The sequence below is a fragment of the Ensifer sp. R1-3 genome (genome assembly GCF_056739175.1).
This window is the reverse complement of record NZ_CP096519.1, coordinates 84,559-100,919: the sequence shown is the minus strand read 5'-3', so window position 1 is coordinate 100,919 and position 16,361 is coordinate 84,559. Positions and strand designations below refer to the sequence as shown.

The window sequence follows — 16,361 nt, the reverse complement described above, 5'->3', positions numbered from 1 at the left end:
ATGTTCAGAAGCTCGCGACCGGGTTGCCGAAGATCCCTGCATCGGGTGTCACGCCGAGACCCACGCCCTCCGGAAGTGCAATGTGACCGCTTTCGATACGGATACCGTTCTTGCTGTCGTAATTACCCTTGATATACGGCGCCGCGATCCACACACCCTCGCAGAGCTTGGGGCCAATGGTTGCACCTGCCTGTACGCAGGCGGCAGCGAGAATATCGCCACCCCAAGCGTCGTCACAGGTGTGCGGAAGATTGCGGGCGGCGCAGATATCGCGGAACGTCGCGAAGTTGTGCAGACCGCCAATGCGCGTCACCTTCATGCCGAAGCCGTCGACAAGACCGATGCCGACTGCTGTAATCACGGTACTCAGGTCTATGCTGTTTTCGTCCATGTAGATGCCGTGGTGCACCTGTGGCCGGATTTTCTGGAGGTCTTCAATCGAGTTGCACGGCTGCTCCATGATGAACGGGACATCCGGGCATTCACGGCTTGCGCGAAGCGCGTCACGCGTGGTCCAACCGCGATTGGCGTCGACCGCCAGGCGCATGCCTGATCCCTTGATGACTTCCCATACCTTACGGACGACCTCGATATCGATCTCAACCGGACGACCGCCCACCTTAACCTGCAGACGCGGATAGCCTTCTTCCATCTTTTCGCGGGCAATGCGGGTAATGTCATCGGGAGTACCGACACCGGTCGCGTAGTAGGAAGGCACCTTATCAGTTGCCGCACCACCCAGCAGTTGGGCAACGCTCAAACCGAGCTTCTTGCCCATAAGATCGTGGGCGGCCATGTCGATAGCTGCCTTGGCGTAATTATGCCCGTTCAGCAGGCTGTCCATCTTGCGCTGGAGAGAGAGCGGCCAGACTTCCGAGCCTACGAGCCCCGGAGCCATTCCTGTGAGCGCGGCGAGCGCGCCACTGGCATGGGATTCGGCATAGGTCGGGCCAACAGGGCAGGTCTCACCCCATCCCTCCGTTCCGTCTTCGCCCACGAGACGGACCAGTGTCGTCGTCAACGACCAGACCTTTGCATTCGCCATCGTGTAGGGACCGTTCTTCACGGGCAGGTCGTGACTATAGATATGGATTTCCTTGATCTTCATGTGTCTCGTTCCAAGGCCTCAGAGTTGATGGAAAGGAATTCAGGCAATACCTTCGGCCGCAAGTGCTGCTGTCGCCGCTCGAAGAGCCGTAGCCGTTGCCCGATCCCGCCCGTGCAGGCGGGCGGTCTGCGTCATACCTTCGTGAGGAAGGAAGAGTGTTTCGGCGAGTTGCTCGATATTTCTATCGGGCGCCATGGTTTGGAGGCGTGTGCGAAACTCATCGGCGAGCCGAGCCTTGTGATCCGTGACGATCTCGCGGATTGCGACGCTGTCGGGATGCTCCGCCAAGGCATTCAGAAAGAGACAACCGGTGTTCGCCACGTCACCCAACCAGTCTCCGAGACGGATGATTGGATAAAGGGCATGATCGATACCAGTCTCCGGCCCACCCGCAAGCCAATCGAAATAGGTCTTGTCACGGTGCTCGAGCGCTCCCACCACCATGGCATCGCGGCTTGGAAAATACTTATAGAGCGTCCTCAAGGACACGTCGGCTCCCGCCCTTAGCGCTTCCACACCCTGCAGGGCAAAACCCTGTTCGGCAAACTGCCGGTCGAGGTCACTTGCGATCTTCTGTTTTGTCGTGTTCACGCCGCGAAAGGTAGAGCGAACGCTCTACCTTGCCGCATATAAAAACGACCCCATTGGTAGGAAAAACGAACTCCGGTTGTCGCATGCCAGAAAGCGACGTGGTTATGACCGCCCATCCTGGCCGGCATGTTCCCGTTCTGTGCTAAAATTATCGCATATTGTATCACTCGGAACTGACGAACTGACGCTCATCGCGAGCAGTTCTACAGTTCCGATTCCTCAAGCCAGACCGATTAGAGCGACGGCTTCACGCCGGCATAGCCCAGACGCGATCCAGGAACTCAAGGAACCGGGGTTGATGAGTAGCGCGGTCGCATTCGCGTCGTACGAAGGGAGCGAGCTGCCGGCAAAGTAGTGCTGATCGCCGATACAGGAACAGCTCTGCGTCATTGGCCGTCTCGACAATCTCGCGGGCGGCTTCGATGTCGGCCCCGCCGACGAAGATCGGATCGTTGTCCACTCCGTGAATCTGGACCGCGACGCTGTCCGGCCAGGTCCGAAGGCCCACTCGCCACTGATTGGCAGGCAAGAGGAGAAGAGAGCAGGGCGCCGCGGGCCCCCGGCCGTGTCTGTGCAAGCTTCTGTGCCGGCAGCACACCGAACGAGAACCCAGCGTAGACGAGCTCGGGAGGCAGTTCGTCGGCAACGCGGACGCCGCGCTCACGCATTTCGTCGAATCCGATCTCACCGATGTAGGCGAGACCCTCGTCAATGCTCTGGAATGTGCGTCCGTCGAATAGGTACGGCGTGTGCACGATGTGACCGCTGGCCCGCAAATCGTCGGCGAATGCGCGCACACCGGGGGGGCAGTCCCTGTGCGTGGTGAAAAAGCAAGACCTCAGCGATATGGAGCCTCCGAGCAGAGCGCACGTGGAATCACTCTAGGGCGTCATCGCCTCGCCGGGAAGAATGTGCAGACGTTTTAGGCGATTGTCGTGGCACGCTAGCTTGGCTATCAGCCCATTTCGCCGACCGAACGCCGCATTTCAGACCGCCGGACTCTCGCATCGGCGGCGCGCGGCGCGCTCCATCCGGATACGTAACAGCATTGCGGAGGGCTTGCTTCCTCAGCGGGGCGCGCTGAACTGCTGGTCCGGGAGGGTGCTTTCTCCGCCAATCTCTGTTAGAGTTGAGGGGCATCTCCTCGGAGATAATGGCCATGGAACGGCGGCTTTCAGCGATCCTTGCGGCGGATGTCGTCGGCTATTCAGCCCTGATGGAGCAGGACGAGGCAGGAACCTTTGATCGTCTCCGCGCGCACCGCAAAGAGCTGTTCGAACCCGAAATAGAGAAGCATCACGGCCGCGTTTTCAAGTTGACCGGCGATGGCCTCTTTGCGGAATTCGGAAGCATTGTAGACGCAGTCGAATGCACCGTCTCGCTTCAGCGAGGTCTCGCCGAGCGCAATGCCGATCTGGCCGAAGACAAGCGGATCGATGTTCGCATCGGCATCAATCTCGGCGAAGTGATCGTCGAGGGCGATGACCGGTTTGGCGAGGGCGTGAACATAGCGGCAAGGCTCGAGCAGCTTGCCGATTCCGGTTCCATCTGTGTGTCGGGGAAGGTGGTTAAGGAGGTCGAGAAGAAGCTCTCCTTTGGCTTTGAGCCAATGGGTGAGCAGAAGGTCAAGAATATTAGCGAGCCGATACCTGTCTTTATGGTGAGGCTTGAGGGTATACCGCGTCGGACGGCTGCAAGGAGTCGAGAGGCGCCGAAGTGGATGTGGCCAGTCGCCTTGGCGCTCGTCGCTGTAGCAGCCATTTCGTGGTTTGCGTTTTATCGGATGAACCCGCCTTCCACGCCTCCGGTTGCCGGGACATTTCCATCGATTGCGGTGCTTCCGTTTGAGGATCTGAGCCCAAACAAGAGCCTCGGCTATCTCGGTGACGGGGTAGCGGAGGACATCATCACCATGCTGTCACGCTTCCCGGATCTCAAGGTAGTCTCTCGCACGTCTTCCTTTACCTACAAGGGTAAGGCAGTCGATGTGCGGCAAATTGGGCAGGAGCTCGCAGTCGGGTATGTGCTTGAAGGCAGCGTTCGGAAAGAGGGTGACAAGGCACGCATCTATGCGCAACTCATTGATACGAGTAGCGGCGAGCATGTATGGGCCGAGCGTTTCGACAAGACAGGAGCCGATCCATGGGCGCTGCAGGATGAGGTGACCAGCAACATCGTTGGTTTTTTGGTCGGGGAGAAGGGCACAATTCGCCAAGCCGATTACCGGAGGGCCTGGGGAAAGGACACAACAGCCCTCGAAGAGTACGACTATTATTTGCGTGGACACGAACAGCTGATGACATTTACGAAAGATGGTACCGAACGGTCGGGAGAGATATGGCGCGGGGGGCTTTCGAAATTTCCTCGCTCCCCGCTCCTCATGGTAAAGCTCGGCTGGTACCATAACAATCGCGCCGCCGCCTTCTTTAGCGACAATCCGCCGTCCGACTTTCGCCAAGCGGCAGTGCTGGCAAGACAAGTGCTAGCCAGTGAGCATCTTTCGCCGCAGGTGGCGAGGCTTGCGCACTGGCTGATGTCATGTTCATCGCTTCAGGAAAAAAATTTTGACGGCGCAGTAGCCGAGGCAGAAAGGGCGAGGGCCCTGGCGCCGTATGATACTTTCATGCTCTCTGATTTGAGCATAGTACTCACGCAAGCTGGTCAGACGCAGAAGGCAAGCCAATGGTTGGACACAGCAGTTGTGCGTGATCCGGAGTTGGGCTGGTTCAGCAACTTGGGCAGGGGTTTGGTGTTCCTTGCCCTTGGGCAAAACGAGCGCGCGGTCGAGCCGCTGCGGCAAACTGACTTCCTGGACGCGCCCCTGCTGACGGCGATCGCCCACGTCCGTCTCGGGCAGTTAGCCGAGGGCCGAGCGCAAGTGGCAAAGATGCTCAGGGCCAATCCCACCATAACTCAGACCTCGTGGCGTCAAGGCTATTCTTTTCGGGACCAAGCCCTTCTCGATGGATTTGTTGCCGACCTCGCCAAGGCAGGCCTGCCGGAGAGGTAACCGGGTCGGATCGGATTCGACGTTAATAAGGGAGGCTGCGCCGGGTTCATGACGAAGCTTCATACCGTGGATGCGCCTCGCCATCGTCTTCCGTCTGACGCCGGGCCGGCCATCGTCATTCGGTTGCACTTTGAAATGAGCGAAACCTTGTGTCTAGCTGAGGAGGTTTCCGACGAAAGCGATCTTTGAGCCTGCTGGCTTGAACGGGGATGGGTCATGACCGGCCAGCCGCGATGGGGGAGCGCTGCGATCGTGCAATCTGCTGCTTGGCATGCACGTGCCTTTTGACCAGCCGGAGCCTTGTGAAGAACTCGACGCAATATTCGTGGGGCCCTAGCCCTCGCAGTTGGGTGGGAAGGGGAATTGGGCTGATAGCTCCCGGTTCCCGAAGCAGCAAGGTCGGGCAACGTTGGGAACGTGGCCCGTAGCACGATCGGCGGCTACCAGGAGCTGCTGAGGTTCCCTACATCTTGTGCTAATGTGGTTGGGAGGGAGAGGTGCGGTCAAAACGAGCTTTTGCGATCCGAGCTTGCAGCTTCACCGAGGGAAGAAACAGCTCGTCGCTAGTCCGTCTACGACTCGGTACCCGAGCGGGGCACTTGCCGGAGGAGCACATGGCAAAACTCAGCGCTGATCAATACGTCGCGTCGGTTGCTGCGCGGCTTTCCCATTTGACGCAGGCATACGCGATTACCTTTTTTACCAGTGTCGCTACCATGTTCGCGATCCTCGCTTATGCGGCGTCAGCGGGATTGGCCGCCAAATTTGCGCTGGCAGCGATTGTGGTCGCAATTACCGTCTACGGGATCTTAGCACCAAAGGCTGCGTTGGATGACTTAAAGGCAATGCTGGACGATGCAGTCGACGATTTCTCGGGCAGCCGCTTCGGCGCTCGCCTGAAACAGATACCGACGGCGCTCTTCACCGGAGCAACCATCATACTCGTGCTCGCAATGGGGGTGACGCAGCTGTGGGCGATCATTGCGGCGTGACGACGGCCGATCTTTAGCTGGTGGTGCTGACGATGCGCGGGCAGGTCGTATTTCCACAGTGCCGAAAGCTCCCTTGAACCGCTACTGCGAACATGGCGCGCGGGTGGCTGGAGCAGCAGGCTCTTCGTTCCAGAGCGCCGACACCTTCCCGAATGGTTGTGCCGGGCACCTAAATCTCCGCGGTACGGGAATCTAGTGTCTAAGGTCGGGCATGCGCCGAACGGACTATACGCAAGTGGCGCATTCTTCGCGTATAATTCTCCTCGAGAGACGACACCGCCGCGAAAGCTGACTGGCATCGATCCGAGACCAGCCGCGCGGCGGAGAGAGCGGCCATGTTCGATCAGCGGGAGAAGATCGCGCTCCTCATCGACGGCGCAAATCTGTTCGCCGCCGCGAAGGCGCTCGGCTTCGACATCGATTATCGCAAGCTGCTCCAGGCTTTTCGGAAGCGCGCCTATCTGCTCCGGGCCAACTACTATGCCGCGGTGGTGGAGGACGAGGAAACGACCACGATCCGCCCGTTGATCGACTGGCTCGACTACAACGGATACCAGGTGGTGACCAAACCCGCTAGAGAATTCACCGACTCGCTCGGCCGACGCAAGGTCAAGGGCAACATGGACGTTGAACTTGCGATCGACGCCATCGAATTGGCGGGAACCGCCGATCATCTCGTGATCTTCTCAGGCGATGGCAACTTCACGAGCCTTGTCGCGGCATTGCAACGCAAGGGGCGCAAGGTCTCCGTAGAACCATGGCGACGCGGCCACCAATGATTTCAGATGCACTGCGCCGCGAAGCCGATCACTTTATCGATCTGGTCATGCTCCGGAGCGAAATAAGTCGGGAGCCTGCAGAAGGCGCCTCAAACGGCAGCGAATATAGGCACGCAGTATCGACACCTGAGGCGTGAGGCTGCGACAGGGCTCCATCGCCAGCCCAGAGTAGATAAGTATGATGAATCACCAGACCCATAGTTTTTTATTGTTTCTGTAAGACTTCTGGGTAATATTCTTGCTGCAACGACCCATCTTTCCTGAGTTGCCCTTAGAGCTTCTGTATTGGCGAGGGGGAGGAAGTATTGCGGCGTCAATGCTTGATATTGCATCAGAATACAGTTTGAACATTGATTAAGCCCGGATCGCAGCGATCCGGGCTTCTTTCGGCCTATTCTGCAGGAGGCAGGCAGCCATATCCCATCAAGGCGAAGGGTATAGACTACTGAGGCCGACTGTCCGGAAGGCCGGCGCGCGCAAGGTCAGCGGCGGCCTGGTCGAGAATGGAGTCATCTCGGAAATTCCACGTCTGCCGCCAGGACTGGATCGTTGCAGTCGGAGCTATCTTCAGCATCTTCGCGACGGCAGCTCGGGCCTCTGCTTCCCGCCCAAGACGCATATAGGCGATGGCCAGTTGCAACGGAGCGTCACCGAATTCCGTAGTCTTTAGTACCTCGACGGCTTTTTCGTTTTTACCAAGCACGATGTAGATGAAGCCTCGCACATAGTTAAAGAACCAAGACAAGCCGGGATCCCGCGCGGCCGCAGCGTCGGTCAGCTCCAGGGCCTTTTCGATTTGGCCGGCTTGCAGGAAGATGCTTCCCGCGTCGGTGAGGGTGAACGCGTTGTACGGTGCCGCCGCGAGCGCTCGATTCATTGCGGCAACAGCACCATCATGATCCCGCTTGAGCGTCAGGAGCCAAGCATTGAGCCAGTTTGCCAATCTCGTTACCTGAGGGCTGAGGTTCTTGTCTGCTAGGACTTGGTTGACCAGCCGCCCTGCCTCTTGAAGGTCAGCCTGCGGGTCAGGACTGTAGAGCAGCGCGGCTTTCAACCAGTGAGACCATCCCAGCTCCACGGTCAGCAAGGGGGAGCGCGGGAACACCTGCAGCCCCTGTCGAGAGATCTCACCTGATCGCTCGAGACCTTCCTTCGTGTAAAGGTTCAATTGGCTTTCCGCGCGCAAGTAATAGTCGTACTCAGGAAGGTTGGTGCTGTCCTTACCCCAGGCCTGACTGTAGTCAGCTTTGCGAATGGCACCGAATTCACCCGTCATCGCCCCAACAATCTTGCCGGTTAACTCATCCTGGAGCGCCCACGGGTCGGTTCCGGCCTTGTCGAAGCGGTCTGCCCATACATGGTCCCCCGTGTTGGCGTTGATCAACTGGGCAATAATGCGGATCCTATTGCCCTCTTTGCGCACACTACCCTCGACGACATAGCCGACACCCAGCTCCTCGCCGATCTGGCGGATATCGCCTTCCTTCCCCTGGTAGGCAAAGGACGAGGTTCGCGATACGACCGCAATGTCGGAAAATCGCGAGAGTATGGCGATGACGTCATTCGCCAATCCTTCTCCCAAATACCCTAGACTCTTGTCGGCACTCAAATCTTTGAAGGGAAGCACGGCGACAGACGGGATCGTACCGGATCCACCAGGGGAGGACGTCGACAGTGGATTGTACAGCGCTAACCACACGGCCACGACGGCCGCCACGATGGCTGCCGGGAGTCCAAGTGCCCACCACAGGCGGCGGCTCCCGCGCTTGTGCAGGATGCGTCGGCGCTGCGGGGCGTCGAGGCGCACGTGATAGACGTCGACGGGCTCTTCGATGTTCTTGACCTTCTGCCGCCCCGCGGAGTCGAAGCCAAACGCGAGCTTTTTCTCCACCTCCTTCGCCACCTTACCTGAAACACAGATGCCGCCCGGAAACGCGAGTTGCTCCAGCCTGGCCGCGACGTTCACGCCTTCGCCGTACCGGTCCTCGCCGTCAACGATTACTTCGCCGATATTGATGCCGATCCGGACATCAAACCTTTCCTCCTCGGGGACGGCGGCATTGCGCTCTGCCATTCCGCGCTGAAGAGACACGGCACATTCGACAGCCTCGACAACACTCCCAAACTCCGCGAGGAGCCCGTCGCCCATGAGCTTGAAGATCCGCCCATGATGCCTCGCAATCTCTGGTTCAAACAGCTCGGTGCGTCGCGTTCGAAGGCGTTCAAAGGTCGCGGCTTCGTCCTGCTCCATCAGCGCGGAGTATCCGACCACGTCGGCGGCCAGGATTGCAGATAATCTGCGCTCCATGTCGCAGTCCCCCACATGAATTCCCCGTCAAGCATTGTACATCACTCTTTCGAGTATTTCATCGTCAGCTAATAAATGTCTTTCGAACGAACACCGTCGCGAGCCGACGACTAGAACGACGCAGGCCATGCGGTCCTCTTTGCTTGGGGGCGTGCGCATTAGAGACTTCTGGAGTATGCTGAAGAACCTTGCACTCCGAGTAAACGGAGAAGGAGCCATGGACATCGGTGCCTGGCTGCGCGATCAAGGGCTGGGACAGTACGAAGGCACGTTCCGCCAAAACGACATCGATCCTGAAGTACTCAGGCATCTTACGGCCGAGGACCTGATTGGGCTTGGCGTCGCTTCAGTAGGGCACCGTCGTAAACTGCTTGCCGCCATCGCCGCACTGCGTGAGGTCGCTGAACAACCCAGCGGCGCAGCTGGGTTTGGCGTGACACCTGTAATCGTCCCGGAGGCGGAGCGTCGTCAGCTCACGGTGATGTTCGTCGACCTTGTCGAATCGACCAGGCTTTCCTCACGACTCGATCCAGAGGAGATGGGCGAACTGCTGCGGGGCTATCAGCGTGCGGTGGCGAGTGCGATCGCGCGATTCGAAGGACACGTTGCCAAGTACATGGGCGATGGCGTGCTCGCTTACTTTGGCTATCCGCGCGCTCACGAGGATGAGGCCGAGCGAGCGGTGCGAGCGGGGCTCGCGGCCATCGAAGCAGTGCGGAAGCTGCAACCACCGCATGGGGAGACGCTGGAAGCTCGCGTCGGCATCGCGACCGGCTTGGTTGTTGTCGGCGAACTGATTGGCGAAGGTGCAGCGCGTGAGGAGACGGTAATCGGCGAAACACCCAATTTAGCGGCACGACTACAAAGTGTCGCCGAGCCGGGAGCTGTGGTGGTAGCATCCGCTACCCGGCACCTGATAGGCGGTCTGTTCGATCTCGCCGAACTCGGCTTCCACCCGTTGAAGGGATTTGCTGCTTCGATACCTGCGTGGCGAGTGCTCGGTGAGAGCTCTGCGGAAAGTCGCTTCGAGGCGTTGCACGGGGCGAGCCTGACCCCGCTCGTCGGTCGCGAGCACGACATAGTCCTCCTGCTGAAGCGCTGGGAGGCAGTCAAAAAGGGAAAAGGCCGCGTGGTGCTGTTAGCGGGCGAGCCCGGCATCGGCAAGTCGCGTCTTGTTCGTGCCCTGCGCCGGCGTCTGGAAGGCGAGCCGCATACGACAGTAAGTCACTACTGCTCGCCATATCATCAGACCAGCCCGCTCTATCCGGTTATCCGCCTTCTGGAGCGGAAACTCTTCCCGTCGCCCTCGAACCCGTGTTCGCAACCTTCACTTGTCAAGGGTATACGCAGACACGATGCGCTTAAAGGAGGCCAGATCCAAGCCGTCGTAGACGACATCGTCAACCACAAATCCAAGATGGATCAAAGTAGAGGAAAGTATGCACTTCACTAGTTTTTGCTCGTCGACGCGCGACTGTAAAAATAGTGCTGAATTCTTTGCTCGCCGGAACGAGCACCCATCAAACTCGTGCGAAGCCTCTTCCTTTGGAAGGGGTGTCTCTACCACAAAGAAGTTGAGAGCTAAACTGTTTATGTACTTTCTTGGAGCAAAAACTACGTCATCTTGAGTGGAAACAAAGTCGTTCACGGTCCTGCATGTATCCCTCTGCAATACCTCGACAGATTCTACACAGGAATACAGAATGTGTATTTTTGTGTTCCTGAAGTGCATGTGCTTAGAGGCAGGATTGAGCCTCTTAAAATGCACCAACACGTCTTTGTGTTGCGCAACCAAATCGTCGCCCCAAACCGTCGCTGCCAACAAAAGCGCAACGATGCTCAATGCCCTCGGCTTGGTGATCATGTTCCCCCTCCAACGAGATGGCGGGAGCAAATCGCCGCAGGGTTGTCGAGTGACTGTCGGCGCTTGCCTGTCCCACTTCGTCGTTCTTCAACAAAAAGGGAAATTACAAGCCCGGGGACGCTCTTCCCGTCGCCAACGAACTCTTGTTGGGGGGATGAGGGCGGCTTGCGCTTCCCCGTGACAGACGAACTCCGGGCGAGGCCCGGTCGCAGGAGGCAGGCGCCAGGCCTCTAACCGCCCCGTCGCTGCGAGACGGCAGGACGGCTGCGCGGCGTTACCACAATGCGCCGGCAGTCTCCATTCGCCCATTCGGGCTAAGTCAACTCTCAAACATTCCAATCAGGAGAAACCGATGAGCGCCATCACCGCTCAGCGTTGTTCGCCTGGCCGTCGGCGGTGTGGACCTATTCCACGGCCGAGCTGGTGAAGGTCCTAGCCGGCGAGCGGCCGCATCCCAGTGTCGAAGAGTTCATGGCCGAGCTGCCGGTGCTTCAGTGGCCGCAGTTCTAGGGGTTGGGTCTCTCGCCCATTCAGCGACAGCAATCGCTGAACTGAGCAGTACGGCTGGCAGCGCCAGCGCGGCGAGGAACCTGATCTTTCGATGAGATCGCTTGCCGTCCCAATCGTAGGACATTGTGCTTGCCTCTTCGTGATCCGAACGACGGCTCCGGCTCAACCATATGGTCACGGTTTCCGATGCTGGTCGAGTGAATTTAGGTGAAACATGCCCCGGGAAACTCTTCCCGTCGCCCCGACTCGTGTTCAGGGATGATGGCAACCATCTTTGTTGCGGAGCGTTTCATTTCCAACGGGCGCACCGAAGGAGGAGTGCGATGCGCACTGCCGAACGCGTCAAGGTCATAGAATGGATCGCAATTTTCGCCGCCGTCGCGCTTGTCGCGTCGCTTCTCGTGGGGTTGCTTCGCTAAAGACGTCACTTTCATCGAAGGCCGGAGAATTGCCGCTGTGTCCGAATATAAGCGATTGCGGCAGCTTCCAGGCTTCTGCACTCAGCTTCGCATCCAATCAGGGCCTCATCGTCTTTGTCGGCGGCGCATCGAAGGCCGTCTCGGCGTAGACACGCATGTTCGTAAGCCACGCAAAGCTTCAGAAATACGGAGCTATTCATCATCCACGCGCTAGCACGCAGATCTGGGGCCGCCAAAAACAACCGGGCCATTCCTGCCTTTTGCGCATTCATGGCGGTGTTCGCTTTCGTTTGAGAGCCAATTCGTCTCAACGGGTGCGTCGAGGGAAAAGTTCCACCAAGTTGACCGGCACTGGGATTGAGCAACCAAAGGAATCAAACGGTTAAAAGGGGTCCGGCTCGGCCGATGTCGGCGTTGGCTCGATCGGTCTTGCCGCTAGAGCTTTGAGGTCCTCGGCGAGGCCGGCAAGCTGTGCCGCAACGTCCAAAAGATTCGAAGCAGCGCCCGGTACGGAGTGGTCAGAAGCCGGCTCGATCGAGCCGGCGCTTTTCGCTTCTCTATCGTCCATGTTCAAGTCCCCTTTCCATTGATGTGGATCAATGGCGAGGCCCGTCAAGGGCTGCGGCCGGTGACGAGCCTCCCGGCCGCCTGCGAGGGGCTAGAGCGACCAATGTCACTTTAAGCCGGACCATCGCCGGCCGCCATTAACCAGAGTGGCTTAGCTCGCCGAGCATTCCCCAACGAAATCAGGAGAAGCGAATGAGCGCCATCACCGCTCAGAACGTTCGCGCTGCCGCAAAGGGCAAGGTGAACGAGAGGAACCTCGCGTCCGTACTTGTGGCACTGGACAGGTACGGCGACGGGTTTGGCATGGATCGGCCGCACCGTCTAGCCCAGTATTTCGCCCAGCTCATGCATGAAAGCGGCGACTTCCGCTACGACCGAGAGATCTGGGAGCCGACGCCGGCGCAACAGCGCTACGACACCCGCACCGATCTTGGCAACACGCCGGAGAAGGATGGCGACGGCCATCTCTACCGCGGCCGAACCGGAATGCAGCTTACCGGCAAGGACAACTATCGCCAGTTCCGCAACTGGTGCCGCGCCGCCGGCCTTGACTGCCCCGACTTCGTCAAGGATCCGGACGCGGTCAATGCCGATCCGTGGGAAGGCCTGGTGCCTCTGTTCTACTGGGACACCCGGGACCTTAACCGCTGGGCCGACGAGCGCGACGCCGAGACCATTACGAAGAAGATCAACGGCGGAAAGAACGGCCTCTCCGATCGCTTCGACCGGCTCGCCCGCATCTCGCTCGTGCTGCTCGGCTACCGCGCCGACAACGTTCTTCAGTTTCAGGCTGACCAGCGGCTTCAAGTCGACGGCGATGTCGGGCCGAAAACGCGCGCTGCGATGCATACGGCGCTTGTGGCGCTCACCCCGGGCGAAGCGGCACGGCCGGAGGTCAAGGTCGCGCCAGTAACCGAGGAGAAGCCGGTCCCGGTTCCTGTCACGCCGCCCAGCCTCGATGCGCCGTGGTGGAAGTCCAAAGAGGTGATCACCCCGTCTGTCATCGGCGGCGGCGCTTCGCTGCTCACCGCGATCGGCGGCATACCGTGGCAAAACCTCCTCCTGATCCTCGTCGCATTCGGAGGCATTGCCGGCTTTCTCTACTGGCGCAAGAACGCCGATCGGAAGGCGGTCGCCAAGCAGGTCGAGGGGATGGCGTGATGGCTGCCCTCTCGAAGAAGCTCCGCAGCGTCGAGGGCGGCCGGCTCATGTTCTGGTGCCCGGGCTGCGATGGCGCCCACCAGGTCGGCGTCGGCGCCGGGCCCGGGCCTCGCTGGGGATACAACGGCAACCCGGATGCGCCAACTTTCACTCCTTCTCTGGCGCTGGTGCTGTTGCCGGCGGCATCCTCGTCTTTATCGGCATGCAGACGGTCAACGCGCTCTGGATCATCCCCGGAGCGCGGGAAGAGGGCCGGAAGCTAGAACGCGCCGAACTCGAAGCCGCCACCACGAAAGCCATCGGAGAACTGCGAGATGAAGCTGATCGCGCTCGCTTTAACCGTCGCCTGTGCATTGAGCGCGGCCGGCTGCACGTCAACGCAACAGGTCTCTGCGTCGAAAGACCGGCTCAACCAGGCGGCTAGAGCCGTCGTCGGCACATCCCTGATCGGCGCTCGAGGCGCAACGCCGGCCGATCAGGACAAGATCGACGAAACAGTCGCGGGGCTATGCGGCGCCCGCGCCTGGACCCAGAGCGAGTGCGCCCGCCACGACGCGGCGCAGCAGTAATCAACCAAGCGAAATCGCATGGCATACGAGGGGCATCGATGGGGAACAACAAGGATGAAGCTATGGAACTGCCGAAGCGTGCCGCAAGGCTTGAATGGAACCTCAACACGATAATCCAGGGTGTCACCCTCCTTGTCATGGGCATTGGCGGCGTCACCATTTGGGTAGAGAAGAGCCGGGACATCGAAGAGCTCCAGTCCTGGCGCACGTCGGTCGAGCAATCGCAGAAGGACCGGCTTGCCGAATTCCGTGAGCGCGACGGCCGGACGGAAGAACGATTTCGCGGGTTGGAAAACGAGGTCCGGAAGATCGACAATCTCACGTATCGCGTCACTGTCACGGAGCAGTCGACGGCGACAATCACGGATCTCCAGTCGCTGCTAAACGCGCAGTCTGGCGACCTGAAGGTCGTGCGCGAGATCCTGCAGAGGATCGAGGCGAGCCAGCGCGACGGCGCGCAACTGCGACGCTGACAAACAAGAGTGGCTCGCCAGTTACTGCATGAGGGTAGCCCTTGCCTGGTACGATCCGTCGTGTGAAAACGGCTGCATTGAACTTGGAAAACAGCACGATGCCTCCCCCTCGCGACGTCAGCACGGAAATTATCACATCGGCCGACGGGCTAAGCAGAATCGTAATCGCAGCCCGGGATGACAGCTTCTACACTTGGCGTCACGAGGTCTATTTGCCTCCGAACCCTGAGTACGGCTTCACAGAAGATTGGGACGCTGATCCCCATTACGGCAAAGGGATTTATGCCACGAGGGAGCAGGCATTGCAGGACGCGCTCCGTCAGGTGAAGTGGTTGTCGGCGGTGCTAGATCGTTCTTGATCCCGCTTCCGCTGAGAGTACAATAGGCTATGCGACGTTCGAAGCGGTTCCCTTGGATGGAACAGGGCGAATAGGCCACAGCTAGATGATGACAGCGTCGCGACCGGAGCTGCAGCGGACCTTGGCCAATCCTACCTGCAGCTCTATTTGTGTCAGGCCATCTCTCGATCGTGAGGAGCGGGGCTGCCGCCGTCATCGTCGCCGCCATCGTCATCCGGCCACCAGCCCTTCCAATCGTCTCCAAGTGCTTCCTTCGCCTGGCGGCCGTCCAGACGGGCAATGAGCATCTTCACCGAGCTCGTGTTCCGAAATGCCGCTCTCCGGCGGCAGGTATGCGGCGATGTCCTTCTGGCAATCCCAGATCAGCTGCTTCATCTTCTCTTTGTCGGCCATGATCCGTCTCCTCGGCAGGTGAACACGTCACCGGGCATGAGGTTCCAGCCCTTGTCGTCAGCCGGTCGCCTCCTATCCTTCATGTTCGATGATGGAGGAAAGCATGGCAGACAATCCAAAGAAGAAGGGCCGCGACCGCGAGCTCGTTTCCGAACAGGAGCACGAGGTCGCCTATTTGATGAAAACGGCGAGGGTGTCGCGACAGAGGGCGCTGGAAGCGATCCGGGAAGCCGGGCCGAACCGAGAGAAGGTGATGGCGTATCTGGGCAAGAAGTAACGGCTGCGCGATGCCTTATTGCCGGGGCTTTCCTATGAAGATCGTATTGCCGTCTCGGTTTTCGCACCTCTTACATCGCATTCTCGGCGCCAACTGAAGGATGCTCTGTCTTTTGCCGAAGCGCGCGGCCAGAGCGCGCCGATTTAGTCGATCGATGCGGCCGCAGCTCCGGCACTTGCACAGGACGTCGCACCATTCGGGAAGGTTCGCGAAAGTAATCTCTTCAGGGGCACCGGCTGGGGCCGCATCACCAGCCGGCTCCTTCGAGAGACGGGCGGCTCTCCCGATGGCATGTCATATGTGAGCCTGCAACGATCGCGCTGGATGTTGCCGCTCTTGGGGCAACCGAGCGCCTTGGAGAATTCGGAGAGCAGCCCCGGCATGCTCCGGTCACCTATGCGATCGAAAAGCTGTCGTGCGTCGTATTGCTTCTTTACGCCGCACTCGCATTTGATGCGGATCTTCGTCCAGGCGAGAAGCTCCGAAAGCCACCCGGCTCCGTCTCTAGGCATGCTTCAACTTCCATTCGGGCTGATGCTCCGCGCAGAACCATCGTGGCTCCTCTTTCCCCAAGGCAAAGCCGAGACTGCCCCACTTCTTGCAGCCGGGATGCTCGCACCAGTGCTCATACATAACGGTGTCCTTGCGCGCGCTCGATCCGGCTTCGTCGCTCATTTGAGTACCCGTCCATTTGCATTTGTTCCTAATATGTTCTCTCAGCCGAAAGAGTCAATTCCGCGACCTAGCCCCTTTTGACAGCTGTTGCGAAAGCGCACGCTCGACTACCATTGCTGCGCGACATCGTGTTTGGAAGAGCCGCCTGATGCGTAGACGAGAGTTCATCTGCTTGCTTGCTGGTTTGGGCGGCTCTGCGGCACCAGATGCTTTCGGGCAAAGTTCGAGAAAAGAGCGCAGAGCGGTTCGATGCGCAAAGAAAAAGAAGACGAGCCAGAAGTCCGGCACCCGAGCCGAGGCGAAGCG

Annotated in this window: 15 protein-coding genes and 4 pseudogenes; 10 read left to right on the top strand and 9 right to left on the bottom strand. The window is 59.3% G+C overall.

Annotated elements, in window-relative coordinates; genetic code table 11:
- Positions 1-4 precede the first annotated feature (4 nt).
- The 3 genes and pseudogenes from M1D43_RS32085 to M1D43_RS32075 all read right to left on the bottom strand — a co-directional run bounded on the left by M1D43_RS32085 (position 5) and on the right by M1D43_RS32075 (position 2,545).
- Complete coding sequence (locus tag M1D43_RS32085; protein WP_498815094.1) at positions 5-1,108, bottom strand: mandelate racemase/muconate lactonizing enzyme family protein; 1,104 nt, start codon at positions 1,106-1,108, stop codon at positions 5-7.
- A 39-nt stretch (positions 1,109-1,147) separates the two neighbouring features.
- Entirely contained in the window at positions 1,148-1,699 is a 552-nt protein-coding gene (locus M1D43_RS32080; protein ID WP_498815093.1) for a TetR/AcrR family transcriptional regulator, read from the bottom strand.
- 247 nt (positions 1,700-1,946) lie between these two features.
- Positions 1,947-2,545 (bottom strand): annotated as a pseudogene (locus M1D43_RS32075) (dienelactone hydrolase family protein).
- A 313-nt stretch (positions 2,546-2,858) separates the two neighbouring features.
- Between M1D43_RS32075 and M1D43_RS32070 the strand changes: the two are divergent.
- The 3 genes and pseudogenes from M1D43_RS32070 to M1D43_RS32060 all read left to right on the top strand — a co-directional run bounded on the left by M1D43_RS32070 (position 2,859) and on the right by M1D43_RS32060 (position 6,617).
- A complete protein-coding gene (locus M1D43_RS32070; protein WP_498815092.1) occupies positions 2,859-4,709 on the top strand; it encodes an adenylate/guanylate cyclase domain-containing protein in 1,851 nt (616 codons plus the stop codon).
- A 614-nt stretch (positions 4,710-5,323) separates the two neighbouring features.
- Positions 5,324-5,701, top strand: a complete 378-nt coding sequence (locus M1D43_RS32065; RefSeq protein ID WP_498815090.1) for a hypothetical protein — start codon at positions 5,324-5,326, stop codon at positions 5,699-5,701.
- Between the two features lie 335 nt (positions 5,702-6,036).
- Positions 6,037-6,617: pseudogene (locus tag M1D43_RS32060) on the top strand (LabA-like NYN domain-containing protein).
- Between the two features lie 305 nt (positions 6,618-6,922).
- Here M1D43_RS32060 and M1D43_RS32055 read toward each other — a convergent pair.
- Positions 6,923-8,788 carry an adenylate/guanylate cyclase domain-containing protein gene (locus M1D43_RS32055; RefSeq protein ID WP_498815089.1) on the bottom strand — a complete coding sequence of 622 codons (1,866 nt, stop codon included), beginning with the start codon at positions 8,786-8,788 and terminating at the stop codon, positions 6,923-6,925.
- Positions 8,789-9,005: 217 nt separating this feature from the next.
- Here M1D43_RS32055 and M1D43_RS32050 point away from each other — a divergent pair.
- Positions 9,006-10,076 (top strand): annotated as a pseudogene (locus M1D43_RS32050) (adenylate/guanylate cyclase domain-containing protein); the annotation flags it as partial.
- Positions 10,077-11,592: 1,516 nt separating this feature from the next.
- Here M1D43_RS32050 and M1D43_RS32045 read toward each other — a convergent pair.
- Positions 11,593-11,853 carry a hypothetical protein gene (locus M1D43_RS32045; protein ID WP_318869990.1) on the bottom strand — a complete coding sequence of 87 codons (261 nt, stop codon included), beginning with the start codon at positions 11,851-11,853 and terminating at the stop codon, positions 11,593-11,595.
- A 110-nt stretch (positions 11,854-11,963) separates the two neighbouring features.
- Positions 11,964-12,149 carry a hypothetical protein gene (locus M1D43_RS32040; RefSeq protein ID WP_498815087.1) on the bottom strand — a complete coding sequence of 62 codons (186 nt, stop codon included), beginning with the start codon at positions 12,147-12,149 and terminating at the stop codon, positions 11,964-11,966.
- Positions 12,150-12,340: 191 nt separating this feature from the next.
- Here M1D43_RS32040 and M1D43_RS32035 point away from each other — a divergent pair, with 191 nt between their 5' ends.
- From M1D43_RS32035 to M1D43_RS32015, 5 genes are all read left to right on the top strand, one after another.
- Positions 12,341-13,309, top strand: coding sequence for a peptidoglycan-binding protein (locus tag M1D43_RS32035; protein WP_498815086.1), 969 nt, complete (start codon positions 12,341-12,343; stop codon positions 13,307-13,309).
- Positions 13,309-13,572, top strand: a complete 264-nt coding sequence (locus M1D43_RS32030; RefSeq protein WP_498815085.1) for a ubiquitination-like system serine protease family protein — start codon at positions 13,309-13,311, stop codon at positions 13,570-13,572. Before M1D43_RS32035 ends, M1D43_RS32030 begins: the two co-directional genes overlap by 1 nt.
- A gap of 51 nt (positions 13,573-13,623) precedes the next feature.
- The gene (locus tag M1D43_RS32025) at positions 13,624-13,878 is read left to right on the top strand and encodes a hypothetical protein (RefSeq protein WP_498815084.1); all 255 of its coding nucleotides are present in this window, start codon (positions 13,624-13,626) and stop codon (positions 13,876-13,878) included.
- A 62-nt stretch (positions 13,879-13,940) separates the two neighbouring features.
- Complete coding sequence (locus M1D43_RS32020) at positions 13,941-14,351, top strand: hypothetical protein (protein ID WP_498815083.1); 411 nt, start codon at positions 13,941-13,943, stop codon at positions 14,349-14,351.
- 41 nt (positions 14,352-14,392) lie between these two features.
- Positions 14,393-14,710, top strand: coding sequence for a hypothetical protein (locus M1D43_RS32015; RefSeq protein ID WP_498815082.1), 318 nt, complete (start codon positions 14,393-14,395; stop codon positions 14,708-14,710).
- A 152-nt stretch (positions 14,711-14,862) separates the two neighbouring features.
- On the opposite strand, the pseudogene M1D43_RS32010 reads toward M1D43_RS32015, so the two are convergent.
- Positions 14,863-15,103, bottom strand: a pseudogene (locus tag M1D43_RS32010) (hypothetical protein).
- 103 nt (positions 15,104-15,206) lie between these two features.
- Between M1D43_RS32010 and M1D43_RS32005 the strand changes: the two are divergent.
- Positions 15,207-15,380, top strand: coding sequence for a DUF3606 domain-containing protein (locus M1D43_RS32005; protein ID WP_498815080.1), 174 nt, complete (start codon positions 15,207-15,209; stop codon positions 15,378-15,380).
- A 143-nt stretch (positions 15,381-15,523) separates the two neighbouring features.
- Here M1D43_RS32005 and M1D43_RS32000 read toward each other — a convergent pair whose 3' ends face one another.
- The gene (locus tag M1D43_RS32000) at positions 15,524-15,892 is read right to left on the bottom strand and encodes a hypothetical protein (RefSeq protein WP_498815079.1); all 369 of its coding nucleotides are present in this window, start codon (positions 15,890-15,892) and stop codon (positions 15,524-15,526) included.
- On the bottom strand, positions 15,885-16,055 hold the full coding sequence (locus M1D43_RS31995; RefSeq protein ID WP_015007719.1) for an EsV-1-7 cysteine-rich motif-containing protein: 171 nt from the start codon (positions 16,053-16,055) through the stop codon (positions 15,885-15,887). Before M1D43_RS31995 ends, M1D43_RS32000 begins: the two co-directional genes overlap by 8 nt.
- Positions 16,056-16,361: the final 306 nt, after the last annotated feature.

What these genes read in the sequence shown, in the direction of transcription:
- M1D43_RS32085 (WP_498815094.1), bottom strand. Translation starts at nt 1,108, where the DNA reads ATGAAGATCAAGGAAATCCATATCTATAGTCACGACCTGCCCGTGAAG.
- M1D43_RS32070 (WP_498815092.1), top strand. Translation starts at nt 2,859, where the DNA reads ATGGAACGGCGGCTTTCAGCGATCCTTGCGGCGGATGTCGTCGGCTAT.
- M1D43_RS32065 (WP_498815090.1), top strand. Translation starts at nt 5,324, where the DNA reads ATGGCAAAACTCAGCGCTGATCAATACGTCGCGTCGGTTGCTGCGCGG.
- M1D43_RS32055 (WP_498815089.1), bottom strand. Translation starts at nt 8,788, where the DNA reads ATGGAGCGCAGATTATCTGCAATCCTGGCCGCCGACGTGGTCGGATAC.
- M1D43_RS32045 (WP_318869990.1), bottom strand. Translation starts at nt 11,853, where the DNA reads ATGAATGCGCAAAAGGCAGGAATGGCCCGGTTGTTTTTGGCGGCCCCA.
- M1D43_RS32040 (WP_498815087.1), bottom strand. Translation starts at nt 12,149, where the DNA reads ATGGACGATAGAGAAGCGAAAAGCGCCGGCTCGATCGAGCCGGCTTCT.
- M1D43_RS32035 (WP_498815086.1), top strand. Translation starts at nt 12,341, where the DNA reads ATGAGCGCCATCACCGCTCAGAACGTTCGCGCTGCCGCAAAGGGCAAG.
- M1D43_RS32030 (WP_498815085.1), top strand. Translation starts at nt 13,309, where the DNA reads ATGGCTGCCCTCTCGAAGAAGCTCCGCAGCGTCGAGGGCGGCCGGCTC.
- M1D43_RS32025 (WP_498815084.1), top strand. Translation starts at nt 13,624, where the DNA reads ATGAAGCTGATCGCGCTCGCTTTAACCGTCGCCTGTGCATTGAGCGCG.
- M1D43_RS32020 (WP_498815083.1), top strand. Translation starts at nt 13,941, where the DNA reads ATGGAACTGCCGAAGCGTGCCGCAAGGCTTGAATGGAACCTCAACACG.
- M1D43_RS32005 (WP_498815080.1), top strand. Translation starts at nt 15,207, where the DNA reads ATGGCAGACAATCCAAAGAAGAAGGGCCGCGACCGCGAGCTCGTTTCC.
- M1D43_RS32000 (WP_498815079.1), bottom strand. Translation starts at nt 15,892, where the DNA reads ATGCCTAGAGACGGAGCCGGGTGGCTTTCGGAGCTTCTCGCCTGGACG.
- M1D43_RS31995 (WP_015007719.1), bottom strand. Translation starts at nt 16,055, where the DNA reads ATGAGCGACGAAGCCGGATCGAGCGCGCGCAAGGACACCGTTATGTAT.